This is a genomic window from Silvania confinis (assembly GCF_025564085.1).
Taxonomy (GTDB): domain Bacteria; phylum Pseudomonadota; class Gammaproteobacteria; order Enterobacterales; family Enterobacteriaceae; genus Enterobacter; species Enterobacter confinis.
Genome location: NZ_JAMGZJ010000076.1, coordinates 120,261 through 144,652 on the forward strand (window position 1 = coordinate 120,261; position 24,392 = coordinate 144,652).

Annotated in this window: 19 protein-coding genes and 1 pseudogene; 2 read left to right on the plus strand and 18 right to left on the minus strand. The window is 57.0% G+C overall.

Features of this window, described 5'->3' with window-relative positions; translation table 11 throughout:
- Nucleotides 1–24 precede the first annotated feature (24 nt).
- The 15 genes and pseudogenes from grpI to bcsO form a co-directional block, all read right to left on the minus strand.
- Nucleotides 25–810 carry a propanediol utilization microcompartment protein GrpI gene (gene grpI, locus M8013_RS12925; RefSeq protein ID WP_271268211.1) on the minus strand — a complete coding sequence of 262 codons (786 nt, stop codon included), beginning with the start codon at nucleotides 808–810 and terminating at the stop codon, nucleotides 25–27.
- A 21-nt stretch (nucleotides 811–831) separates the two neighbouring features.
- A complete protein-coding gene (grpH, locus tag M8013_RS12930) occupies nucleotides 832–1,113 on the minus strand; it encodes a propanediol utilization system shell hexameric protein GrpH (protein WP_002438304.1) in 282 nt (93 codons plus the stop codon).
- A 204-nt stretch (nucleotides 1,114–1,317) separates the two neighbouring features.
- Nucleotides 1,318–2,517 carry a propionate kinase gene (gene tdcD, locus M8013_RS12935; RefSeq protein WP_271268212.1) on the minus strand — a complete coding sequence of 400 codons (1,200 nt, stop codon included), beginning with the start codon at nucleotides 2,515–2,517 and terminating at the stop codon, nucleotides 1,318–1,320.
- Between the two features lie 31 nt (nucleotides 2,518–2,548).
- A complete protein-coding gene (locus M8013_RS12940; RefSeq protein WP_271268213.1) occupies nucleotides 2,549–3,046 on the minus strand; it encodes a GlcG/HbpS family heme-binding protein in 498 nt (165 codons plus the stop codon).
- Between the two features lie 23 nt (nucleotides 3,047–3,069).
- Nucleotides 3,070–3,342 carry a EutN/CcmL family microcompartment protein gene (locus M8013_RS12945; RefSeq protein WP_271268214.1) on the minus strand — a complete coding sequence of 91 codons (273 nt, stop codon included), beginning with the start codon at nucleotides 3,340–3,342 and terminating at the stop codon, nucleotides 3,070–3,072.
- A gap of 11 nt (nucleotides 3,343–3,353) precedes the next feature.
- Nucleotides 3,354–4,091, minus strand: coding sequence for a flavoprotein (locus tag M8013_RS12950; protein ID WP_271268215.1), 738 nt, complete (start codon nucleotides 4,089–4,091; stop codon nucleotides 3,354–3,356).
- Nucleotides 4,084–4,770, minus strand: a complete 687-nt coding sequence (locus tag M8013_RS12955) for a phosphate propanoyltransferase (protein ID WP_271268216.1) — start codon at nucleotides 4,768–4,770, stop codon at nucleotides 4,084–4,086. Before M8013_RS12955 ends, M8013_RS12950 begins: the two co-directional genes overlap by 8 nt.
- A 139-nt stretch (nucleotides 4,771–4,909) precedes the next feature.
- Nucleotides 4,910–6,028 carry a 1-propanol dehydrogenase PduQ gene (locus M8013_RS12960; protein WP_271268217.1) on the minus strand — a complete coding sequence of 373 codons (1,119 nt, stop codon included), beginning with the start codon at nucleotides 6,026–6,028 and terminating at the stop codon, nucleotides 4,910–4,912.
- 292 nt (nucleotides 6,029–6,320) lie between these two features.
- Nucleotides 6,321–7,310, minus strand: a complete 990-nt coding sequence (locus M8013_RS12965; RefSeq protein ID WP_271268218.1) for a family 8 glycosyl hydrolase — start codon at nucleotides 7,308–7,310, stop codon at nucleotides 6,321–6,323.
- A 9-nt stretch (nucleotides 7,311–7,319) separates the two neighbouring features.
- Nucleotides 7,320–7,787: a cellulose biosynthesis protein BcsD gene (gene bcsD / locus M8013_RS12970; protein WP_271268219.1), complete on the minus strand. Its 468-nt coding sequence runs from the start codon at nucleotides 7,785–7,787 to the stop codon at nucleotides 7,320–7,322.
- Nucleotides 7,787–11,650 (minus strand): annotated as a pseudogene (locus tag M8013_RS12975) (cellulose biosynthesis protein BcsC). The gene bcsD and the pseudogene M8013_RS12975 overlap by 1 nt, the downstream one beginning before the upstream one ends.
- Before the next feature lie 13 nt (nucleotides 11,651–11,663).
- The gene (gene bcsB / locus M8013_RS12980; protein ID WP_271268220.1) at nucleotides 11,664–14,072 is read right to left on the minus strand and encodes a cellulose biosynthesis cyclic di-GMP-binding regulatory protein BcsB; all 2,409 of its coding nucleotides are present in this window, start codon (nucleotides 14,070–14,072) and stop codon (nucleotides 11,664–11,666) included.
- Complete coding sequence (gene bcsA / locus M8013_RS12985) at nucleotides 14,069–16,189, minus strand: UDP-forming cellulose synthase catalytic subunit (RefSeq protein WP_271268221.1); 2,121 nt, start codon at nucleotides 16,187–16,189, stop codon at nucleotides 14,069–14,071. The genes bcsB and bcsA overlap by 4 nt, the downstream gene beginning before the upstream one ends.
- Before the next feature lie 20 nt (nucleotides 16,190–16,209).
- The gene (gene bcsQ / locus M8013_RS12990; protein ID WP_271268222.1) at nucleotides 16,210–17,016 is read right to left on the minus strand and encodes a cellulose biosynthesis protein BcsQ; all 807 of its coding nucleotides are present in this window, start codon (nucleotides 17,014–17,016) and stop codon (nucleotides 16,210–16,212) included.
- Nucleotides 17,007–17,564 carry a cellulose biosynthesis protein BcsO gene (gene bcsO, locus M8013_RS12995; protein ID WP_271268223.1) on the minus strand — a complete coding sequence of 186 codons (558 nt, stop codon included), beginning with the start codon at nucleotides 17,562–17,564 and terminating at the stop codon, nucleotides 17,007–17,009. Before bcsO ends, bcsQ begins: the two co-directional genes overlap by 10 nt.
- Before the next feature lie 503 nt (nucleotides 17,565–18,067).
- Between bcsO and M8013_RS13000 the strand changes: the two genes are divergently transcribed.
- The gene (locus tag M8013_RS13000; protein ID WP_271268224.1) at nucleotides 18,068–19,237 is read left to right on the plus strand and encodes a coiled-coil domain-containing protein; all 1,170 of its coding nucleotides are present in this window, start codon (nucleotides 18,068–18,070) and stop codon (nucleotides 19,235–19,237) included.
- Here the strand turns inward: M8013_RS13000 and M8013_RS13005 are convergent, their stop codons facing one another.
- Nucleotides 19,238–20,002, minus strand: coding sequence for a siderophore-interacting protein (locus M8013_RS13005; RefSeq protein ID WP_271268225.1), 765 nt, complete (start codon nucleotides 20,000–20,002; stop codon nucleotides 19,238–19,240).
- Nucleotides 20,003–20,149: 147 nt separating this feature from the next.
- Between M8013_RS13005 and M8013_RS13010 the strand changes: the two genes are divergently transcribed.
- On the plus strand, nucleotides 20,150–20,644 hold the full coding sequence (locus tag M8013_RS13010; RefSeq protein WP_271268226.1) for a PadR family transcriptional regulator: 495 nt from the start codon (nucleotides 20,150–20,152) through the stop codon (nucleotides 20,642–20,644).
- Here M8013_RS13010 and M8013_RS13015 read toward each other — a convergent pair.
- Nucleotides 20,636–22,192, minus strand: a complete 1,557-nt coding sequence (locus M8013_RS13015) for a methyl-accepting chemotaxis protein (protein WP_271268227.1) — start codon at nucleotides 22,190–22,192, stop codon at nucleotides 20,636–20,638. The two genes, M8013_RS13010 and M8013_RS13015, sit on opposite strands and share 9 nt — an antisense overlap.
- Before the next feature lie 335 nt (nucleotides 22,193–22,527).
- Nucleotides 22,528–24,048, minus strand: coding sequence for a methyl-accepting chemotaxis protein (locus tag M8013_RS13020; RefSeq protein WP_271268228.1), 1,521 nt, complete (start codon nucleotides 24,046–24,048; stop codon nucleotides 22,528–22,530).
- Nucleotides 24,049–24,392: the final 344 nt, after the last annotated feature.

Genomic DNA, 24,392 nt, shown 5'->3' on the forward strand with positions numbered 1-24,392 from the left:
GTCGCGCGCGTCGTCACCCGATGCTTAGATATACGGCGTCGTGGTGGATTTAATTTCCGCCGGATCTAACGTGGAGAGCAGTTGCAGGCCCACTTCACGTGCGGCAATAACGGCCTGGCGTACCGCACCGGAATCACCGGAAAAGGTAAAGATCACTTCGTTACTGAAGCTGGTTCCTTTTGCCGGGCTGGCGTAGCCCACCGGGTCGATAATGGCGGATTTCGCCGCAGCGTCAGCAATCACCAGCCCAATCGCCGCAGGCGAGGCACAGGTCATCCCGAAGGATTTACCAATCGGTGCACCGAGCGCTTTATGCAGTGCATCGCTGGCACGCGCGGTGTATTGAAATTCGAGATGGCCAGCCGGTGAGCCATAGACATCGCCCATGGTGCGTTCAATTTCTGAGAGCGCCACTTCAACTGCACGTCTGACGTCGGAGACATCAGACGCACCGAAAATAATCAAGCAACCGTGTCCGCCGCCACCTTCAGTGTCGCGAGCCAGCTCGATAGAAATGATTTCACTGTTAGTGGCTTTGATGGCTTCATCAGCGGCAAAAATTTGCGGGCCTGCGCCGGTACGCGCGCCCAGAATACCGATAGAGCGATATTTCTTGTCGATATTCATAATTTCATGTAACTGACTATCGACATTGGCAATCACCAGGCCGATAGTGTGACCCAACGCAGTGCCGACAAATTCCGTAATCCCACAACCTGCAAAATCCGCAGCGGTTTTGGCTTTCGGTTTGGTGTCGGTTTGTTTATTCATTACGTCAGATATAATCTGCTCAACAAGATTATCTCTCATGATCAGTATCCTTTATTGTTATTAACCGACGGCCTTCGGCAGAATTTTTTCCACCTCAATGTGCGGGCGTGGAATAACGTGTACGGAAACCAGTTCGCCCACTTTACCCGCAGCGGCAGAACCCGCATCGGTAGCGGCTTTCACTGCGCCCACGTCGCCACGAACCATCACGGTGACCAGGCCTGAACCGATTTTTTCATAACCCACCAGGGTCACGTTGGCAGATTTCACCATCGTATCTGCAGCTTCAATTGCAGAGACCAGGCCTTTTGTTTCAACCATTCCTAATGCTTCTTGTTGCATATCAACCTCGATATTTCTGATAGAAAGAAAACGTGCACAGAGGAATAGAAACCCACGCATTTACCCTGTGCGTTAATTATTTACGCATAATGATACTAAGGTTGTTCGGACAAAATGTTTTGCGCGCTAGCGGGACTATCTTGTTTTCAGATTCACCCCACCGACAATAAAATCCACCTCCCCACGGCAATAAAATGCTGAGGGTTATGCCAGGTCACGGGCAATGTTCGCCGCGTCTATGGCAATCATTTTTTCTTCATTGGTTGGGATAACGGCGATTGTCGTCGAGCCCGCTGTTGAAATCAGCCCGCTGCGGCCGCCGAACAACTGCTGATTGCGCGCCCCATCTAACACCAGCCCCAACGCCTGAAGCCGTTGCACGGTAAGTTCACGGACAAGCGCCGAGTTCTCGCCAATACCACCGGTAAAAATCAGCGCATCGAAGCGTTTAAGAGACGTGATATGGCCGCCGATATGCCGGGCGAGTCGATGCACCATTACGTCGATGGCCAGCGTCGCCCGTTCATGCCCCGCAGCACGGGCGTCCTGCAAGGTGCGGCAATCGCTGGACAACCCGGAGAGACCCATTAATCCGGACTGGCTGTTAACCATTTTGTACAGGGCGTCGAGAGACTGCCCGGTACACTTCGCCAGATAGGCGGCGACACCAAAATCCAGATCGCCGCAGCGCGTGCCCATCACCAGCCCTTCCAGCGGCGTCATCCCCATCGATGTATCGACGCTCTCGCCGTTCTGCACGGCGCAAAGTGACGACCCATTGCCCAGGTGGGCAATCACGATGCCGTGATCCGTTGGGTCCAGATCCAATGCATTTAGCGCTTCGCTGGCAATATAACGATGAGAGGTGCCGTGGAAACCGTAGCGACGTACCTGATAGTCACGCTGGTAATCCAGGGGGATAGCGTAGGTATACGCCGCCGGGGATAACGTTTGATGGAACGCGGTATCGAACACTGCAATCTGCGGCAACGCGGGCAGCAGCGCGCGCGCCGCTTCTATCCCCATCAGATTGGCGGGATTATGCAGCGGCGCCAGTGCGGACAACGCACGGATTTTTTCAATGACATCGTCGGTCACCCGCACCGAGCATTTAAAATCACTGCCGCCGTGCGCCACGCGATGCCCGATGGCGGTAAGAGTACCCAGCAGTTGCTGCTGCTCGAGCTTCCCGAACAGGACGTGCAACGCGCATTGATGGCTGGCTTCCGCCAGCGCCACGCGGGTTGTATTACCGTCGCGGTCTTTAAATGTCATGGTGGCATGATCACTCCCCAGCCGCTCTGCCAGGCCAGACAGTACCGGCTGGTCGGCATCCTGAGGGATGACGGAGAACTTCATTGAGGAAGAACCACAGTTAATCACTAATACACAAACTAAGGACATGGTGACCCCTGAAATGGACTGCGATGAAAAATTAACGTGTTATTGCGAGGGGAAAACGCAGCGCGCTAAACTGCGCCAGCGCCTGGCGGGCGATGGACATATCTTCTTCCACGCTGCCACCGCTAATGCCAATGCCGCCGAGCAGACATCCGCCCGACCAACAGGGAAATCCGCCGCCGAAGCAACAGATCCCTTTTTCTTTATCAAGACCGTATAGCTCGCCGCCCGGTTGCACGCGCGTCGCCAGTTCATGGGTCGCCATCTTCAGCGCCACGGCGGTCCAGGCCTTTTGCGGCGCCAGGATATGGCTCACCAGCAGGGCATTATCCATGCTGAAGAAGAACCGCTGTTGCCCGCAGGCATCCACCAGGCTACAAACAATCGGTACATGGCAGGCGATGGCGGCCTCTCGCGCCAGTTTCGCCAGCCGCTCACAGTCCTCCAGGCTCAGGGACGTACGCCGCTCCGGCAGGTGCGTGGCGATAGCGTTGTTAATCCAGTTGTCGAGAAAAGCGTCGTACGCAGCCATCCATTACCCTCCTCTGAGCGCCGCTATTTGTCGTTAAGTTCGAGCGCGTCCACGATGCCCACGACGGCAGCATCAATCACCGAATGCTCTTTGCTGTTGCTCATCCGCGCCGAGCTCCCGGTGGTCACGATGACAATCTCGCCGTTACCCGCACCGACGGTATCTACAGCCACCTGAGCATGGCCGGTCGGCCGATAGTTTTCATCCAAGCGCGCCACTATCAGCAGTTTCGAGCCATTCAGAGAGGCGTGTTTGGTGGTGGACACTAACGCGCCAGTGACTTTTGCGAGGTACATACTGCCTCCGGTTAGCCGTAAATAACGGTGAGATTGCGCCGCTTGATTTCGTCTTTCGCGGCAGGGGTGATCAGCGTATCGCGCTCGACCCGCAACTCTTCGCCGGGGGCAAGCAGACGAATATCGCGCAGGGCGATTAAGCGTTTTTTATCGGCGAACGGCTGGCGGGTGAAGGGCGCGGACGGGCTCACCGGGAGAGATCCGACGTGGGCCATTTTTTTGCCCGTAAGCGTCACTCCGTAGCTTTCCAGCATCTGCGTATACCCTTCCAGCCGCGCCAACAGCGGCAGCGGCAAGCGGCTGTCATGGCACTGCGGATGCAGCGTGGCGATCGTCGGTTTATGTTGCTGCAACGCCTGGAATACCGCCTCGCATGCCAGGTTGTCGCGGATGCCCAGCGCAATTTTGCTCATACTGTTAATCGAGAGCGCCGGGAGATAGAGTGCGTCATAGTCACCGTAATGGCGGTCGAATCCGGCGTGGGAACCCCACTGGCGCAGCGTATCGATGCAGGCATCTTTCAGCGCCGACTGGCTGGCACTGTGAGAAAAGCTCACCCATAACGAGTAGCCCGCCTGCTCAAGTGCCGTGAGACAGTTCAAGGTGTCAGGGAGCGAAGCAAGATCGTCGCCGGTCACCACCACGCGAACATTTTTTGGCACCACGGATTGTGCCAACAATTCAGCGATCGCGCGGTCAATCAGCGCGGCCAGTTCGTGCAAACGGCGATTTTCGCGGCTGTCAGCCATGGCGCACATCCTGTTTGATACCGCGTACCCTGTCGCCGTTACGCAGGCCAAAGCCGTTGGCCTCCTCCACATCGATATGCAGTTCCAGCACCGCATCCGCCGTGACACGTACCACCACGTGGCTCAGCACGCCGCCGCGCGGGCCGTCGGTCTTAACATCGATTTCCATCCCGTCACGCAGGCCATGCTGCTCGGCTTCCTGCGGTGAAATATGGATATGGCGCCAGGCGACAATCATGCCGTTGTGCTTCACCACGCGCCCTTTCGGGCCGATGATGTCAATCCCTGGCGATTCCAGCAGATCGCCCGACATGCGCACGGGCGCTTTGGCGCCCAGCGCGAAACCATCGGCAACAGAGATTTCCACCTGGGTGGTGTTACGCAGCGGGCCTAATACCCGCACGTTGCTCAGTTCACCTTTCGGGCCGCGCAGCGTCACCACCTCTTCAGCAGCATATTGCCCCGGCTGTTTAACCGCTTTAAAACGGGTCAGCGTTGAGCCGTATCCAAACAGAATGTCCATATCCTCCCGGCACAGGTGAATGTGACGGTTCGACACGCCCACCGGGATCTCCAGCGCAACCGGCGCAGTGGCGGACGCAGCTGGGCTTTTACGGGCGGCGAGCTCATGCAGTATTTGTTGGGTGATCCATTCAGCTTGTTGTTCGGTGTAATTCATAACGGAAACGACCTGATCATTGGGTTATCTCATGGGTGCTGAGCGTCTGTTCATCAGGATAAGGAGTCACGACGCCCGATATTTGTTGTTCGACAGGACTTTTTTGCCTGCTTCATGCGAGCAGGACAAAAGGTTCCCGTTAGCCAGTCACCTGATCGATGAGGGCTTCAACGTCCTGCGGGGTAACAGGCCGTGGGTTCGATGCCGTACACCCGTCAGCCAGCGCGGAACTCACCAGTGCCGCGCGCAGCGCGCTGATTTTCGCCCGTTCAATGCCCAACGCGCTCAGCGTGGCGGGAATACCAAAATGGCGGTTAATCTGACGGATAGCCTGCGTCATCTGCGCAATAGCCTGCTCGGGAACGGCATGATCGATACCCATGATCTGCGCGCAGCGGTGGTAGCGGTCGCGGGTGTGTAGAGAAGCCTGCTTGCTGTTGAAGTCGACAACAATCGGCAGCAGCATGGCGTTAATTTTGCCGTGAGGAATATGCAACATACCGCCAATGGCATGGGCCAAACCGTGAACCAGTCCCAGCCCGGCGGCGTTAAACGCCATTCCCGCCATGCAGGAGGCATTGTGCATATGGGTGCGCGCCACAATGTCTTTTTCATCGTTGAACACCTGCGGCAAGTAGCGCCAGGTGAGTGCGATGGATTTTTCCGCCAGCGCATCGCTAAAGTCGTTTGCGCCGGTGGCGACAAACGCCTCTATGGCGTGAGTCAGCACATCCATACCGGTATCCACCGCCACATGGCGCGGTACCGTTAATACCAGGTTGGGATCGAGAATGGCAATATCCGGCACCAGATGCCCGGAGATCAGCGGATATTTACGCCCGTTCTGCGGATCGGAAATGATCGCGTAGGAGGTCACTTCAGAGCCGGATCCACTGGTCGTGGGAATAGCGATGAGATCGATAGGATGATGGGCAAAATACTCTTCCAGCGTCACTTTGATGCCTTTCGCTGCATCCAGCGACGACCCCCCGCCGAGGGCAATAATCACCTCAGGCTTAAAGGTTTTAAAATGCGCCGCACCCGCAGTCAAAATATCAATATCCGGATCGGGTTTAACCTCACCAAAAATAGACACCGACGCCTGAGGCATGTAATTAATCAAATAACGGGTTTTACCTGACGTCACCATAAAATCGTCGGTGACAATACCGACACGTTTACCATTAAACTGGCTCAGGGAGGTGATCGCCTCCTCGCCAAAATAGATGTCAGGGCAGGAAAAACAATAACTGGCCATGTGTTAAAACCTTTATCAGGATACCGGCACGGTAAGCAGCAATAAACGATGGGGTTAAGCTAACATGGCATTATTTGTGAGAAGCTAAGGATGTTTGTGCAGCTGGGGGATTATTTTGCGCTCTTACTTTACGGTGGGCAAAAAAGTCCTTTAAACAATAAAAAAACCGGATCCAAATGCAGGATCCCTATTCGAACAAGGGATCACGGCCAGATCCCCTGCCCCCAAAACGCAAAAAGCGCCACCGCAAGTTATTCTTGCGAGGCGCTTTCCAGAACCAGGTGGAGAGACCCTATCTCGCCAGCGATACCAGCATTTTCAGGCTCGCAGAGTAGTAATCCTCTTTGATAGTAATCTGCGGCTCGCCTGCCGGGAGTTGCCCCATTGTGAAGTCGCGCACCGCCAGCAAACCGCCGTCCATCATGTACGGGGCTGGATCGTTGGTGGTGATGTTCACCCAGGCAGGCGTCTGGGTCCGCGTGAAACGTCCCCAGTATGCGCTGTAAGGCGCTAACAGCGGGCTGGCGGGCTGCGCCCACTTCACGTACAGCGGCACGCGGATCGCATCGTAGCTAAAGCGCGCCGGCCACTCTTTCGCCGGGGTGACGCGTCCGTCAGCGTACAGAGAGACCCAGTCCGCCGGCAGCTGCGTGTTACCGAAGCGCATTTTCACCAGCAGCTTTTGCCCGTCGTTGATCAGCTCACGCCACACCGTCAGGTGGCTACGTTGAGCAAAATCTTCCCACGCCGGGAAGATAAAATACGACGGATTGAGGTTAACGTAGCTGTTGAGGTTAAAGCCTTTCGCACCGGGCAGCATCACGCGATAACCGGCAAAGCTGATGACGTTGCGGGCCACCAGCGCCTTAGTAATCGCATCCGACTCGGTTAGATATTTGTTCTCATTCCACTGAGTGCCGGCTTTCAGCAGCGCCCAGGCGATAAAAGTGTCGCCGTCGGTGGCGTTGTTTTTATCGACAATAGGATCGGCGGCAACCGGGTTATAGCGCCAGTAGAACAGGCCGGTCTCCGGGTTTTGCAGGTTTTTTTTCGTCCAGCCCCAGATTTTGTCAAAGCTTGCCCGATCGTTGTTGCGCACCGCCATCATCATGGCGAAGCCCTGGCCTTCAGTGTGACTCACGCTGTTGTTGCCGGTATCAATGATGCGGCCATCCGCCATCAAAAATCGCCCTTTGTAGCTGTCCCAGGCGCTACCGGCTACGGCCTGATAACTGACTAACAGACCCAGCATCAGAACCAGGGTTTTACTTCGCTGCCACATGCCTGTTCCTTACTGATTATTTTGATATCTGAAGTGGATAACCGTAGCTGAGGGTGATGCCTCCCGCCACAGAGAAACGTGGGATTTCCCACCCTGCTCACGCATCCAGCGTGCGTACAGCCCCTCCAGCACCGCGCTGAACGCGTGGTTCCAGGCCAGCTGCTGCGCCGGTTCAGCCGGAACCGGTAGCGCCATATGGCTGATACGGATCGACGTGTCGCTGGCATCGATATCAATCATGCCCCAGTTAAACGCCGCCAGCCGGGCGTTAATCTGTCCCTCAAGCTCACCGACAGTATGCGCCGGGGTGAGCGGGAAACGCTCGGCCAGCGTCTCCCCCATCTGCACGAGGAACGGATGGCTTTGCGCCTCGCCGACGTTCGCCACCATCCCTTCAATCATCACGTGGAGCAATGAAAACCAACCCGACTGGGACTGTTGATTCTGGTAATACTGCAAAAGCTGCTGGTCATTCATCACTTGTTCCCCAGAATGTAGCGGAAGTAGAGGTTGGCTGTACTTTCGTTGTAATCGCCAAAGGTGTCATAGCCAATCTGCCCGCCGATGCTCATGTCTTTGTTAAGTTTGTAATCGGTTGAGGCGCGCAGGTTATACCCCATGCCGTTCTTGCTGCTGCCGCTGTAGAAGTACTCTTTGGCCAAACCACGAGCCACATAATCTTCCAGCTGTCTCTGCATCGCCGCATCCGTTGGGAAGTACGGGCTTTCATCCTGGGAGTAGGACTGGTAGCCAATCGACGCCCCTAACCCCAGCTTCCAGTTGTCGAACTTCTGGGTGTAATCCACCGGGAAGGCGACGCTGACATAGTCCTGCGGGCTGAAATAGCCCCCCTGACCGTAGCTGAAGTAGCTCAGGTTTTTGTCGAAGTTCATATAACTCATGTTGATGCCGGTTTTTAACTCGCGATCGTCTGAGTAATACGGGCGGAAATAGACCCCCGCCGAGCCGTTAACGCTGGTGTTGCTTGGGACATTCTCCCCGACGTAGTCGTACACGCCAAAACCAGCGTAAAAGCCCGCATCGGTATTGTCATAGCTAAGCTGCGCGCTGCCGCCGTTTTTGGTGACCTGGCCCCACCTCTTGCCGCTGTATTTGTCTTCGACACCGACGTACGACAGCAGGCTGTCCACCACCGCACGACGTTCCCCCACCAGCACCAGCTTGAGGTAATCGGTCAGCTGCGGCGACCACTGCACGCCGCCCACCACGGTATTCAGATCCTGGCCCAGCGGCGTGGATCCAACGTCAATTTTGTACTGATCGCCGGTGAGCGCCATCGCCACTTCGACGCCCGACGCGCTTTGCGATCCCTGCGAAGGCACCTTGATTTTGTCGAGATTCGGCAGTTCAGGCGGCGTGGTGGTCGAGGCGTTATACACCTCTTCGGCCACTTCGCCCTAGATCAGCGCCCCGGTGCCAAAGCGACGGCTGGATTCATCAGACGAGCTCCCGGCATCGAGGGTGATCGGCGACACGTTGACATCCAGACGCGAATCGCCAAACGGCACCGTCGACCACTGCAGCGGAGCTTTAAATTCAGTGAGCTTGCTGAGCCCCTCTTCGCCGTCACGCGAGCGCATCGCCGTCGAGCCGCGTACCCAGGTGGCGGTTTTGTCGACCAGCATCTCCATCATGTTATCCACCTGACGCAGCGTACCGGCCTGCGCCGTCTCGACCGGTAAATCGGTACGCACGGTGCCCGGCGGGGCGGTCTGTGGATTACGTGCCAGCTGGGCCACCTGCCACGGCATCGCTTCGCCATACAGCGATGAGGAGGTGTTCAGGTCACCCGCACGGGTGGTGCCGACAAACGGGTTATCGGCTAAAGCCAGCCCGCCCAGCATCGGCGCGGTTTCGCCGTTGTTGTCCTTCAGCCCCAGCAGGCGTCCGCGCGCGGTGCGCAGGTAGCTCATGGCCTGCTGATGGTTACCTTCGGCCTCGGAGACACGGGCCAGCAGCAGCAGACGTTCCGGGGTGCTGTCGTTTTTCAGCCCGGCGGTCAGTTGCTTCGCTTTATCTACGTCGTTGTTGGCTAACGCTACGTTGATAGCCCCGGCGCGCGCATCCTGCTGCGGCGTGTCGCGGGTCATCAGGTAGTCGTACACCACTCCGGCTTCTTTGTTCATCTTGCCGGACTGATACACGCGCGCCATCGCAAACATCAGATCGGTGTTTTGCGGATCGTTTTGCATCGCGCGGATCAGTTTGTCGTATGCCGCCGCGTAGTTGCCCTGGGTGCGCAGGCGATCGGCATCGTTGATCACGTAACCGTTGCGAAGGCTGGCCAGCTGCGTAGGAGTGCTGCGCGACTGCAGTTCCGGGTTGGCAAGCCAGGCCTGCGCCTCACTTCCCAGCCCCGCCTGATTGAGGACCGTCACCTGATCGGCATAATCCCCGGCGTTACCCTGCACGCCGCGGCGCATGTTGTCGCGCACCACGCTTACCGCGCTGGTGACATCCCCGCTTTGCGCCAGCATCCGCGCCAGCTTGCCCGCATCTGCCGGGCTTTGTGGCGGACGGGCCGCCAGCGCTTTCAGGGTGTTGGCCGCCGCCGCCCGGTCGCCCTGGGCCAGATAGCGTTCGGCGACGTTCATTTGCAGGTTGTAATTCACCCGCTGCGACAGCTCGCGCATATCCCGGTTCTGGCTATTAGCCGGAATGCGGGACAGCAAGGTCTGGGACTGCTGCCAGGCGTTGTTCTCGCTGGCAAACAGCGCCGCCGCATACAGTTCACTGGCGCTGGCGTTCGGCCGGAACGCCGGTGCCATGGCGCTTGCTGCTTCTGCGTCACGGCCCTGCTTTTGCAGCAGACGGGCCAGATCCAGCCGCAGCCACGGATCGGCCGGATAGCGCGCGGTACCTTGCGACAGTAAAGCAATAGCGCGCTGCGGATCGCCATTGGCGACGGCCTGCTGCGCCTGACGACGCAGCGGATCGGTTGGGTTGCCGCCGCCGGAGACACGCGGCTGGAGCTTCGCCTGCAGGCTGGCGGGCAGGGTTTGCAACATCGCCTGCGCTTCCGGCGCTTTATTCTGCTCGCGCAGCACGTAGTACAGGTTTTCCCGGGCCGAGCCGTTATTCGGCTGCTCCGTTAACAACCCGCGCAGTGTCTGCTCGGCAGCGGTGTAGTCTTTGTTATGACGCTGGACGTCGGCGCGGAACAGCTTCGCCGCCGCCCCCTGCTCGCCGCTCCGCTGGGCCAGCGGGGCACTCAGGGCCAGCGCCTGGCTGATATTACCCTGCTTGTAGGCCGCCTGCGCCTGGGCAAGCTGACCGTAAAATTCGGCATCCACCGCCTGCTGCTTACGCTCTTCAGAGGCAGAACCGCCCAGACTGGCGGCGCGATTGAGGTACTGCGCGCCTGCGGCGTAGTCACCCTTGCGCAGGGCAACGTAGCCCATCCCGGCCAGCGCGTCGGCATCTTCCGGGTTGGTCTGTAAAACCTGTTCAAACTGGCTGCGGGCGGTATCGGTATTGCCGCTGTTCAGCGCTTCAAAGCCCTCGCCTTTTGCCGCACCGCCGATGCTTTTACGGTAATAATCGCGTAACGCGGTGTCGTTCGGGTGGCGCTGAATATAGGTCTGATAAAGCGCGTCATCGCCCGCCTGCGGCCCCAGCCACAACAGGGCCTGACGCAGAGAACGATCCGCATCCTGACTGCCGCTCGCCAGATCCTGCAACACGTCAATCCCTTCCCGGCGGGTGCTTTCCTGATAGGTCAGCACCTTGCCCAGCGCGATTTTGATGTTGTTATCCTGAGGATATTGCACCCGCAGCTGGCGCAGTTCGCTCACCGCCTGCGGATAGAGGGATTTATCCCCCGCCATCGTCAGATAATATTCCGGGGCGAGGCTCGGCGGCGGCTGATTGCCGCTAAACAGGTTCTTCCAGGTGGCCAGCGCTGCCGGAATGTTACCGCTGCGCGCCTGTTGACGGGCCAGCTCCAGCTGACCGCGCGGCACTTGCTGCATCTGTTTGGCATTGTCCAGCGCCTGCAGATTGGCATCCTGCGGTGAAACCGCCGTTAAGCGCGCGCGCCACTGGGCCGCGCCTTTTATGTCACCGGCCTGCTGCGACCACAGCGCCATCAGGTACATCGCCTGGGTGTTGTTGGCATCCACCATCAGCACTTTCTGCAGCGATTCCTTTGCCAGATCGTCGTGAGATTTTTCGTGCCAGTAGTTCGCCTGATCGAACAGCGCTTTCAGTGCCGGGTTATTGGCGTCTGCCGCCAGGGCGGCGTTAATGCCCCCCAGCGCCAGGCCACTGAACAGACAAAGTACAGGCAGATGTCTGGCGGTTTTGCTCTTATTTTCCATTTTGTTACCACCTTTACTCACGATCTGAATCCTGAGGGTTAAGACGTTTGTGCGCGCGTTTTTTAAGGATCGTGTAGAGACTCAGACCGATAATCGTCGCAAACAGCAGTCCAAAAATTGCCAGCATGGCGGAGTGCTGCGTGGCATACCACACCACCATCATGTACCAGGGCATCTGGCCGCTCGGGAACTGTGGCCCGACGCGGAAACTGCGCACCCCGTTTTCATCGGTGATGATCGCGGTATCACCGCGGATCCCGGCGTTAATGCGGGCCGAGTTCAGATCGGTATGCAGGCGTGAAAGCTGTTCGTTGTTACTGCCAACCGCCATTACCACCAGCCGCGACGGGTTCCACTGCGAACGGAAGCTGACAAATCCGCGCCAGGCTTCGTTCGACGAGAAGTAGCGGTCGGCATCGACGCTCGACGCTTTCCAGTCCCCTTCCAGCCAGCTTTGCACTTTTTCCAGCAGCTTCGGTTCGCGTACGCCAAACGTATGCTCCTGGCTGATGTACGGCGACTGGGCCAGCAGCGCCCGGTTAAACGCACTTTGATCCAGCGTGGAGACCGCCAGCACATCGCTGTCACTCAGGCGCAGCAGGTTCGCTCCACCGGTCGGCAGGCCAAACATCACGCGGTTGTTATTCAGCGTGGTGCCGGTCGCGGTGCCCGAGCGGGCAGACAAGTCCAACAGGGTGCTGATTTCATTTTCGCTTGGGTTTTCCGGCAGCAGCAGCACCGTCTGGGAGAAGTCCGCCAGGCGGGTGAACGGGAACGACGCCCCCACGAAGTAAGAGAGATTCGGCAGCAACGTGAAGTGACGCGTTTTGGTCAAATCAATCTGAGCATCTTCATCGATACGACTCTTGATGTTGTTATTGAGCAAGACGCTGCACGGTGCCGCCTCTTTGGTGGCGATGTTGAAGTACAGCTGCAGCTGGTTGTCGCCGTAAATCAAATACGGCTCCAGCGGCACCTCAATCTTCTCCTGACGCGCATCGCCGCCGAGCTTGTGCCACAGCCCTTCGAGCAGCCCCTGTTTGTTGACCGGCAGATTGCGCAGGAACGCGCCGTTGAAGGTCATCGACAGGTAGGAGCGCTCTTCATCAATCCAGCTCTCGGACGGGAAACGATAGGAAACTTTCAGCGGAATGGTGTCGCCATCCCACATAAACAGATCCGGTGCGGCGCGGAACGCCAGCGTCAGCGGCTCGTGCCAGATGCCGGTCACGGTCATGCTCTGATCTTTGCGCACCAGCTCGCTCAGCCGCACCGGGCGTTCGGTAGAGATCCAGCGCGGCGCATCGTACGGTTTACTGAGCGGGATGTTTTGCGCGTCAACCGGGGTGCTGACCGTCTGGGTGTTGAACTCCCCCCGCGTCAGTCGCCACGCAGCGCTTTTCAGCTGTTGCTCGTTATTACCCACCACCAGCAGCAGCTTGTAGATCGGGTTGCCAGGGTTATCGATGATTGTGAGCGTTGCCCCGGTGCTGGCGGGCAGCGTCACGCCGCCAATCGTCTCGCCGGGTTTACCGAACAGCACGCCGTTTTTTTCTGGCAGGCGATCGTGCAACACCTCAAACGAGATGCCGCGATAGTCCGCCTCAATCCCCAGCCAGGATGCGAGCAGCGATGCCGCCCCCACCTGTTCCGGCAGGGTTTTGGCCGGGAACGCGAACGCCATGGTGGCGGGCGTCATCTGCATAGCGTCAAAGAACGGACGCGGGAAATGGCTGAGATCCGCGCCGATATTCAACTGCTGCGCCTCCAGGTCGAGGCGGCTGTTCGGCATAACGGTGACCTGATAGCTGTCGGAGAGATCGCGCTGGCACAGCAGCGCATCACCGTCGTTGATTTTGAAGCTGATGTTATTACGTGACACCACCATCGCCGCCGGAATATCCAGCTGATAGCTCGAGACGTTAGTGTCGGCCGCACCCAGCGGCACCGTGCCCAGCGGCTGGCCGTTAAGCATCAGTTGCATGGTGGTGTTACGTGCTGCCATTGCCGGAGAGACTTTCAGGTTCAGCTCCAGCTGGGCGTTGGTGATCACCTGGTCCGCCGAGAGCGTAAAATCGATCCCGCCCTGCAACTGCCCACCGCTGAGCACCACGCCATTCGGCTGGCCCATCTGCGCGATGGTAATGCTGCTGGTCGTCCCGGGGGTGATGCCCATCGGAACCGGGTTCGCCGCAAGGGTATCGGGAGCCGGGAACGCGTCCGCAGCCACAGGCGCATCCATGGCCGGTTCGGGCTCGGCCACCGCTGGGGTTTCGGCCACAGGCGTTGACTCCATCACCGGTGGCGGCAGATCCACCGGCAGCAGTGACTCGACGGTGGTTGGCTCTTCCGCCCTGACGGGCAGAGCCAGCACGCTGCACACCATCAGCATCTGGAAAGCTTTACGGGTCATCCCTTTCATACCGCGGTATCCTCGCTGGCACTTTTGCTGCGGCGCGCTTCGTCCTGACGTCGACGGCTGTTCTCGCGCCGTGATTTCCAGGTCAGCCAGAACAGATCGAAGACGCTACGAATAATAATAAACAGCGAGCGGAACGGGTTGTCCTGCGGCTTGAGTGGATTGATCCACGCATCGGCTCGGGTCAGCACCACGCGCACCAGTTCACGGCGACGGTCCAGTGGGATCTCATCAAACATCAGGCGAATGTACTGCTCATCGTGCGCAATCACGCTGACCGGAATACTGATCGCCCCCGACTGCAGCTGCAGCTCGATCTCTTCAATCTCATCGTTCAGGTGACGATCGTCGACGGTCGCAATACGGCACCCGCCCATCGACAAATCGGCGGTGTGGCTGCGCGAAGAGATACCGCTGGCGTAGTGGATAACGACCGGCACGCTGACATCGATACGGATGGTTTTACGCGTCTGACGGGTTTCACGCGCCACCGCAATGGCGGCCAGCAGGAAGATTAAGCTGTACAGCCCCCAGCCGACGTTTAAGGCAATAACCATTGGGTCGACGTTGAAATAGTCGTGGGCAAAGGCGCGCACAATCCCGGCAATAACCCCCGCCGCCAGCAGCACCGCAATAACCAGATGCGGACGCACAATGCTGAAGTCGAAATAACCCACGTCCAGCAACGCGCCTTTATCCGTCACGTTAAACTTGCCGCGTTTCGGGAATATCAACGTAATAATGGTCGGTAATACCAAATGGAAGGCAAGCACCAGGTCATAAATTTCGCCCCAGAAGCTATATCGGAAACGTCCGTTCAGCCGCGAGCTGACGTAAATACATAAGAACAGGTGCGGCAACATATAGGCAAAAATCAGGCTCGCCGACGAGTGGATAATATTCAGGTTGAACAGCAAATAGGCGAGCGGCGCGGTCAGGAACGCCACGCGCGGTAAAGCAAACTGGAAAGAGAGCATCGCGTTGAGATAGCACAGACGCTGCTGCCACTTTAAGCCCCGGCCAAACAGCGGATTATCAACGCGCAATATCTGCGTCATCCCGCGCGCCCAGCGGGTACGCTGAATGACGTGTACCACCAGACGCTCGGTGGCTAACCCGGCCGCCAGCGGAATATCGAGATACGCCGACTTCCAGCCCAGACGCTGCATCTTCAGCGCGGTGTGGGCATCTTCGGTGACGGTTTCTACTGCAAAGCCGCCAATCTCTTCTAACGCCGAGCGGCGGATAACCGCACAGGAGCCGCAGAAAAAGGTCGCGTTCCAGTTGTCGTTTCCGCGCTGGATCTGGCCGTAAAACAGCTGGCCTTCGTTAGGAATATCGCGGCCCGCCGACAGGTTACGCTCGAACGGATCCGGCGAGTAGAAGTGGTGCGGGGTCTGCATCAGCGCCAGTTTTGGATCGACCAGGAACGCCCCAACGGTGGCCTGCAGGAAGATGCGCGTTGCGACGTGGTCACAGTCAAAGACGCAAATCAGCTCGCCTTTGGTCAGCTTCATGGCGTGGTTGAGGTTGCCCGCCTTGGCATGGGAGTTGTCATTACGCGTGATGTAGCCCACCCCGACGTTAGCCGCAAAGACCGCAAACTCATTGCGCTTGCCATCATCAAGCAGATAAATCTTGAGCTTATCGGCCGGATAATCCAGGCACTGGGCGGCCAGCACCGTATCGCGCACCACGTCCAGACTTTCGTTGTACGAGGGAATATAAATATCCACCGTCGGCCACGTCGACATGTCCTCGGGCAAAGGCACAATCTTGCGCTGCAGCGGAAAAAGATTCTGCAGGTAGCTCAGTAAAATCGTCACCCAAATATAGAGTTCGGCGATAAATAACCCGATCCCGAGTATGGCTTCTATTTCGGAATTAAAGTGCAGCGTTTGCGTCGCCCGGAACCAGATATATCGGGTGGACATGAGCACTGCCACCACCATCATGATTATCGAGATACGGTGATTTTTGCTGAATCCCAACAGAAACAATACGCCAATAGTGATTAAGCCAAAGATATATTGTTTCTGGCTGTCCATCGGGGTAATAACAATGAGCACCGCAATTGGCGATAACACCAATAGCAGCAAATAAAACAGCACCTTTTTCATAGGACGTCCTGAAATTGTCGTCAGAAATTAGAAGTTTTCAGGTTAGCGTGCACTGCGCCGTCACCCACATTAACCCCCAACATACCCACAATACGCTTGCTCACCAGTTCGATGTCAAACGCAGCGGCCGAGGTCGCGTTGAAGTCGAGGATCGATTGCTGTGACGCATTCGCCTCTGCCACGCTTTCATCCCGATTGATCACCCCGAGCAGGCGATCGCCGAGGCGCTGTTGTAAAAAGGCGGTGACATCGCGACTGATATGGCGACGGCTGTCACTCTGGTTCACCAGGAACGAATAGCCCGCAGGATTCTTCGGCGGCGTACCGCCGGTCAGGCGGTGGTTTTCAATGTGCGGCAGCAGCGACAGAGAGGCCGTATCGGCCAGCAGCGTCACCAGATGCATATCCGCCAGCGGGGAGATCGCTTTCAGCGCCGGGTTCGGCCCCGGTGGGAAGTCAGCAAGAATGATCAGCCCCGGATAGTTCAGCAGGGAGCTTAAACCGCGCATCAGGAAATGGCTGTCGGTGGCGAGATTATGCTCGAACATTATGCGCTGTTCTTCGGTCACTTCACCGTAGGGCAGAACGAACATATTACTGCCCGCAGTGAGCACTGACTGACTCCAGTCGGCAGATTCATTGGCCCGGGCAACGTACCCGCGCCCGTCGGACAGCGGCACGCCAAAATGCAGACGCAGCGCGTTCTGCACATCGAAATCAATGGCCAGCACTTTGCTGCCGGATCGAGCCAGGGCGTACGCCAGGTTGGCCGTGACCGTGGTTTTTCCCACTCCGCCTTTTGGCGAGCAAATACACACTAACGGCATGAAGCGATTTTCTCCAGGAGCGGTTGTAACGGGAGGTCTTTGACCGGATGGCTGGCGCGGGCGCTGGCTTTGGTGGCAAACAGCTGCTCAAAGCGCACAGGCTCAACGGGCGCAGGTGCGGCCAGCGGCGCGGCAGGCGCGGGTGCAGACGCAACCAACGGCGCAGGCGCAGCTACCGGTGCGGGTGTCGGTGCCAACGTCGGTGCCGGCTGAATCAGCGGCTGGGGCGCAGCGGCAGGCGCTTGCGGGATCAGCTGTTCAAAAAGGGATGCCGCGGGTGCAGCCGGTTCTGTCATGGGGGCAATCGGAGCCTGCGCGAAAGGCGCAAACGCTGCCTCCAGTTCGCCAGGCTTAAGCGGTTGAGGAACGGGCACGGCAACGCTGCCAGCTTTTGCCAGTGCAGAGTCACTATCGCCGCCCGCAAGCTGATTGATAATCGCCCAGTCGCTGGTGGCAGCATTCTGCTTCTGTGCTGAGAAATCTTTGAACTTGATGTCGCCCGTGCGCGTTTTATCCTTAAAACGCTGCAAATCATCATAATTTTTCATGGCATTACTCTTGATTTACAAGCCAATGTGTTCGTACCTGCACAACCATGCCAGGGACAGCTTTTTGCGGGAATTAAAAACATTCAAAGGGTTGATAATACACAGCGTTATGAGAGCTTCCCTTCGGATGTTTTAACATTTACAGAGCGAATGACTAATACATTTTACGTAGTGCTAATAATATGTACAAGCTTATCGACTGATTGCAAAATTTCTCCACTTTCTTCGCTTACTAAAGCACAACATAAATATAAAACATCGACATAAATCAATGGAGTAGTGAGTTAGGTTGCCATGTAAACACTTACAAACATTTTATAGCGTAAAATAATGATAAGCGGAGTTTATGAGTGAATGCCGATCCTGCCTTTTTTTAACGTGCCATGAGCGGTGTTCTGCGCATTCCCTCGTCGCGCCAGACATCAGACGTGTGTATTATTCCTTGTCGTTCTTACAACAACTAACCTTAACTCAAATACTTAAGCGCAAAAGCGAAAAGCATCATGAGCACACCGATCAAACGGCTAGAAATCATTAAAAATGCCATTGAACTTGAAGATGACGACATCATTGAAAGCCAGCTGGCACGGTTAAAAAGCGACGCGTTTGACGATGAGCTACTGGCGATCGTCGTGGCGCTTGAGCATAAAAACTACACCGCCGCGCTGGCGGCCATCACCGACTGGCTGCAAAGCCAGCGTGCCGTTGCCCCGTGGCGCGATCCGCAGCTTGCCGCCAGCAAGCTGGAGCTGAAGGCGCTGGAAGAACGCCTGCGCGATCTGATCGATCGCCGCAACGCCCGCGTGCAGCAGCTGGATGAGTTTAACGATCTCTATTTCTCGCGCCTCGGGCCGCTGATGACGCAAATTCTCGCTCTGCGCAAAACGCTGGCGGAGCTCAACCTGCGCCGTCAGCAGGCGGAGGCCCGTCGCCGGGAAGCAGACTATCGCCGCTGCCAGCAGTATGTGGCCCAGGCGGTGGAGGTGCTGACCACCCTGACCGGGCACTGGCGCGATTTGCCTGCCGATTCGGTGCAGGCGGCCGGGGCGCGTAAGCATCTGCAGCAGCAGAGCAACCTGATCGCCAACCTGCTGGCCGAAGCGCAGGAGCTGGAGATGGGCCTCACCCGCGAAGAAGAGCCCGCCCGCCAGGCGCGTGACGAGGCTAACGACGAGTACGAGAAATACCGCGAGCAGCATCACGATGCCGAAGTGCGTCTGCGCAAAGGCAACGATCTGTCAGAAGAGGATCAGAATGAGTTAAAACGGCTCTGGCGCCAGGCGAGTAAGCTTTGCCATCCGGATCTGGTGGCGGACGATCTGAAAGAAGAGGCCAACGCCATGATGGTGCAGCTGAATCAGGCCCGGCAGCGTGGCGACGTCAAAACCATTCGCTCGCTGGTGGCCCGTCTGCATCAGGGGTTTGAACCGCTGATGGCCAGCGATCGGCTTAACGACCTGACGCGGCTGCGCAAAAAGATGGCCCAGGTGCGCGAGCAGATCGACACCCTGGTGAGCGAGCTGGCAGAGCTGGAGAAAGAAGAGTCCTGGCTACTGGTCTCTTCGCTGAGCAATATGGAAACCTATTTTGCCCAGCAGGAGAAAGCCCTGCACGAGGTGCGCGCCGCCCTTGAACATCAGGTCAGCGCCGCGCATCTCGACGACGTAGCCTGATTATTTGGCGTGCCAGTAGGCGCTGGCACGCACCAGTTTCTGGTCGATAGCGTCGGTTTCAAACTGGCGGCTCAGGTTTTTCACCACCTTCCCTTCCCCGGTCAGCCAGATAAAGTAATCCTCTGCGGGCACGCTGAGCGTCGCCAGATGGTCGGCCACCGCCTGTTCGCTATGTCCTACTACCCAGTGGATATTGAACTCGCTCAGGTGCGCCAGATAATCCTTATACGACGCGTCACCCACCGTCACCACCGCCTGGATCGCCGGGCGAACCGGCAGTTTGGCAATGGCTTCTAAACGGCGACGCAGGGCCGGCATGCCCGACTCATCGCAGACGTACAGCTGCCAGGCGTAATCTTCCGGCACCACCAGCGATCCGCGCGGGCCGCCAATAGACAGCCGATCACCGACCTTAGCCTCCATCGCCCAGCCGCTGGCAACGCCCCCGTCGTGGATAAAGAAATCGAGCGCCAGCTCGTGGCGGGCGCCGTCATACAGCGGGGTGTAATCGCGCGCCTGCGGGCGCACGCCGTCGCCCCACTCCACGCCCTCGTCGGTCACCACCGGGGGAATAAATGTTGTGCCGGGTTCCGGGAAAAAGACCTTGGAATGGTCGTCGAAGCCGCGGGAGCTAAAGCCGTCCAGCGCCTCGCCGCCTAAGACGATGCGCTGAAAACCGGCGCTAATGCGCTCGACGCGCAATACGTTCAGCTCACGAAAACGCAGGTCATTGCGGACACGTTGGGGGTAGCGGGTAGAGGTCATTTTTATCCCTTCATACGGTGAATACGATATATCTAAATTAATTTCAAATGATAATGATTGCTAATAAAGAAAAATGCAAGATGTTTTAGATTGCATCTAAAACTAACTTCGATATAAATTAGATATATCAAATTAAAGGGAAATGGTATGCGACATCCACACGAAGGCGGCGGACGCCGTCAGCGCTTTTTTGGTCACGGCGAGTTACGGCTGGTGATTCTGGACCTCCTGACCCGCAATGTCAGCCACGGTTATGAGCTGATTAAAGACATCGAAAGCATGACCCAGGGGAACTATACGCCGAGCCCTGGCGTGATCTACCCGACGCTCGATTTCCTGCAGGACCAGGCGTTTATCACTATCACCGAAGAAGAGAATGGGCGCAAACAGATTGCCATCACCGTGGCCGGGCAGCGCTGGCTGGATGAGAACCTGGAACAGCTTGAGAACATCCAGGCGCGTATTAAAGCGCGCTGTGTGGGCTTTCAGCTGCGTAAAAACCCGCAGATGAAGCGGGCATTAGATAATTTTAAAGCAGTGCTGGATTTAAAGGTCAATCAGGAAGGGTTGAGCGACGCGCAGCTGAAACAGATTATCGCTGTTATTGACCGCGCGTCGCTGGAGATCAATCAGTTAGATTAAGTCCTCGCGCACGCGGAACACTTTAACCAGCGCTTTCAGGTGCAATGCCTGGTCATTCAGCGCCGCCGCCGCCGCAACGGACTCTTCCACCAGCGCAGAGTTCTGCTGGGTGGTGGAGTCAATCAGGCCAATGGCGCTGTTAATCTGTGAAATCCCCTCCGTCTGCTCGTGGCTGGCCTGGCGGATTTCGCGCAGGATCACATCCATCTCCTCCACGTTGCCGACCATCCCGTTAATCAGCCCGCTGGCTTTTTCCACCAGATTCATCCCGTCCTGAGTCTGGCTGGTGGAGCTTTCAATCAGCTGGCGAATTTCGCTGGCCGACGAGGCGCTCTTCTGCGCCAGCTGCCGCACTTCGCCTGCAACCACCGCAAAACCACGCCCGTGCTCGCCCGCGCGTGCCGCTTCGACCGCCGCGTTCAGCGCCAGAATATTGGTCTGGAAGGCAATCGCGTCGATCAGGTTGATGATGTCGGACATGCGGTTAGAGGTTTCGTTAATCAGGCGCATTTTTTGCGTGACCTGCCTCATCATCTCGCCGTTGTGTTTCACCACCGTTGCGGCGTCGGCGGACAGATTGGTGGCTTCCCCGGTGTGGGCGGCGGTGTTTTTCACCGTCGCGGTGATCTGCTCCATCGAGGCCGCCGTCTGTTCAACCGAGCTGGCCTGCTCTTCGGTGCGCGCCGCCAGATCCTGGTTACCGGCCACAATCTGCGCCGCCGCGCTGGAGATATTCTCTGAGCCGGACTGCACCTGCTGCACAATATCCAGCAGGCGGGTTTTCATCTCCATCAGCGCCTGGAGCAAAAGTCCGGTTTCGTCTTTGGCCTGGGTGGAGATGTTGCGGGTCAAATCCCCTTCCGCGATGGCTTCTGCAAAGCTCACCGCTTCGCCCAGTGGACGCGTAATCGATCGCACGATAAACCAGCCCATCGCGCTACCGGCCAGCACGCTGACCAGCGTCAGTAAAATCAGCATCAGGCGGTTGGTGTGATAATCCGCGTCGACCTGCTGGCCAGCGTTCTGCATTTCGGCGTTTTGCACCGCGATCAGCTCCTGCACCTTGGCCTTATAGGCAGTTTGCAGGTTAACGGTGTTGGTCATCATCTCCTGAATCGCCCCGGCGCGGTCGTTGTTCTGCACGAACTGCAGAATGCGATAGCGGGAATCCAGATACTGCTGGCGCGCCTCGCCGATCCCGGCCAGGATTTGCTGCGATTTTTGGTCCGGTAGCGCGCTGTTCAGCGCTTTCAGGATAAGGGTGATCTGTTCGCTGATGGTCTTCAGGCGCTGCTGCGACTCTGCGGCATAGGTTCCCTGGTCATCCAGCAGCATCAGCTGTTGCGTGCTAATAAATTCCTGAAAATTATCGATCAGCTGATTGGCTTTTACCGTCGTGGGGTAGTCGTCAACAATAATGTCTTGCATCTCATTATTTGCCCGATTCAGGCTCAGCAGGGAGAGCGTTGCGCTCGCCACTATCAGGATAATAAATAATCCAAAGGCCAGAAATAATTTTGTGCCGATCTTTACGCCATGTAAGAACATATTTACTCCATCAATGTGATTATTTCTCAGACGATCATCGTTATCGGTAACACTTTCGCTAACTTTATGAGATTGATCGTTTTTTTATTTAATAATGACATTATGGATAGGTCACACCTATTGAATAATCCGCATCGATCGTTATATAGCCAACGCAGCAAGCGCGCTGAAATACAATGGCGTGAAATTGCCTTAGGAAGTGATAAATAACTTTTCAGTTTCTTTAGTTATTTAATGTTTATTTAACACAATAAGATCACTATTACGACAATAACAGAAATACAAAAGCCGCTTATTCCTTACGAAATAAGCGGCTTTATTGGAACATTATTGACTTAATGGAGAACCGTGACCGCGTCTTTCAGTCGCCCGGCGCGATGCTTCACCATCGCTGAGACGCGCGCGCTCTCTTCGACCAGATCGGCGTTTTTCTTGGTGATACCGTCCAGCTCCGCCACAGCACGGGTTAAATCATTCAGCCCCGTCGCCTGTTCCGACGTTGAATGGCTGATCTGCGCAATCAGCCGCGTGACGTTTTTCACCTGCTCAACGATGTCATCCATGGTGCGCCCTGCGGCATGAACCTGATCGGAACCGGACTGCACTTTACTGGCGCTGGCATCAATCAGCTTACGGATGTCGTTCGCCGCGTTAGCGCTGCGGCTGGCCAGATGACGGACTTCACCCGCCACCACCGCAAAGCCTTTACCCTGTTCACCCGCACGCGCGGCCTCAACCGCCGCGTTCAGCGCCAGAATATTGGTCTGGAAGGCGATATCGTTAATCAGTTTGGTGATGGATCCGATGCGCTGGGTGCTGTCGGCAATTTCATCCATGGTCTTCACCACGGTCTGCATCGCGTTACCACCTTCGCTTGCCGCCCCGCTCGCCGCCATCGACAGCTTGTCGGCGGCCACGGCAGTTTCTGAGTTGCTCTGCACCGACGCCGCCATCTGATTCATGGTCGCGACCGTCTGTTGCACGTTAGCCACCGTCTGGCGCGTGCGGTCATTCAGATCTTCGTTGCCCTTCGCCAGCCGATCGCTGCCGTCACGCACGCTGGCGACCTGGCTGGACACATCGTTGATCAGCCAGCGGCACATCAGCCCCAGCTGGCCCACCGAGCGCAGCGTCAGCCCCAGCTCGTCACTGCGGTTCAGGTGATCCACACTATGACGCTCACCGGTTGCCACCTTCAGGGCCTGGCGCGCCACGTTCTCAACCGGACGCACAATCTGCTGCTCAAACAGCAGCGTGCCCAACAGCATCACCAGCGCACTGACGGTAAGCGATACCCATCCTGCGTCAGTGGCATACAGGCTTCCGGCCAGCACCAGAAACAAAGCGCTCATTACGCTGCGCGTCCGCCAGCGCAGCGGCATCGCGGGCAGTTTACCGGTCCAGCCTTTTGCGCTGACCAGCCCCTTGTGAATGCGCTTGTTGCTGCGCCCTTCGTTCAGGGCCTGATACAGCGGTTCCACGGCGGCTATTTCGGCCTCCGTTGCCCGGGTGCGAATCGACATGTAGCCCGTCACCTGCCCGCCCCGCACCATCGGCACGGCGTTGGCGCGCACCCAATAGTGATCGCCATTTTTGCGTCGGTTTTTGACGATCCCGCTCCAGGGTTCACCCTGTTGCAGCGTGGACCACATATCGGCGAACGCGGCTTTTGGCATGTCCGGGTGGCGCACCAGGTTGTGCGGTTGCCCCAGCAGCTCATCAAGTTGATAACCGCTCACCTTCACGAAAGTATCGTTGGTGTGGGTCATGTAGCTGTTGAGATCGGTGGTGGACATTAAGGTGGTGTCGTCGTCCAGAGGATAGTCATTCTGAGTGACATACGGTTGAGCGGACATGGCAGGCATCCCTTGCAGGTTATTTGAATGTTAATTTTTAGGGTTAATCTTTTTTCGGCGGTAAAAAATTTATCTTTAGTTGTTAAAACCGATCGCGATCGCAAATTTCAGTTAAACCGCACTTTTTGTGCGTTTTTGTAATTGATTGATTTCAAATACTTTCATAGAGAAATTACTCTCAAAGTGGTACCAGTTAATTCCTGCTTAACATGAGGCATGCACCACCGCCGTGCGCGTGAACCATTCAGGGGCACATCCGTTCAGCGGCAAGGCGTCGGCTTCTCGCCCCGGCACGATTAAATTTTGCGCAATATTGGGTTGAACAGGCGTTTATCCCGATTTTC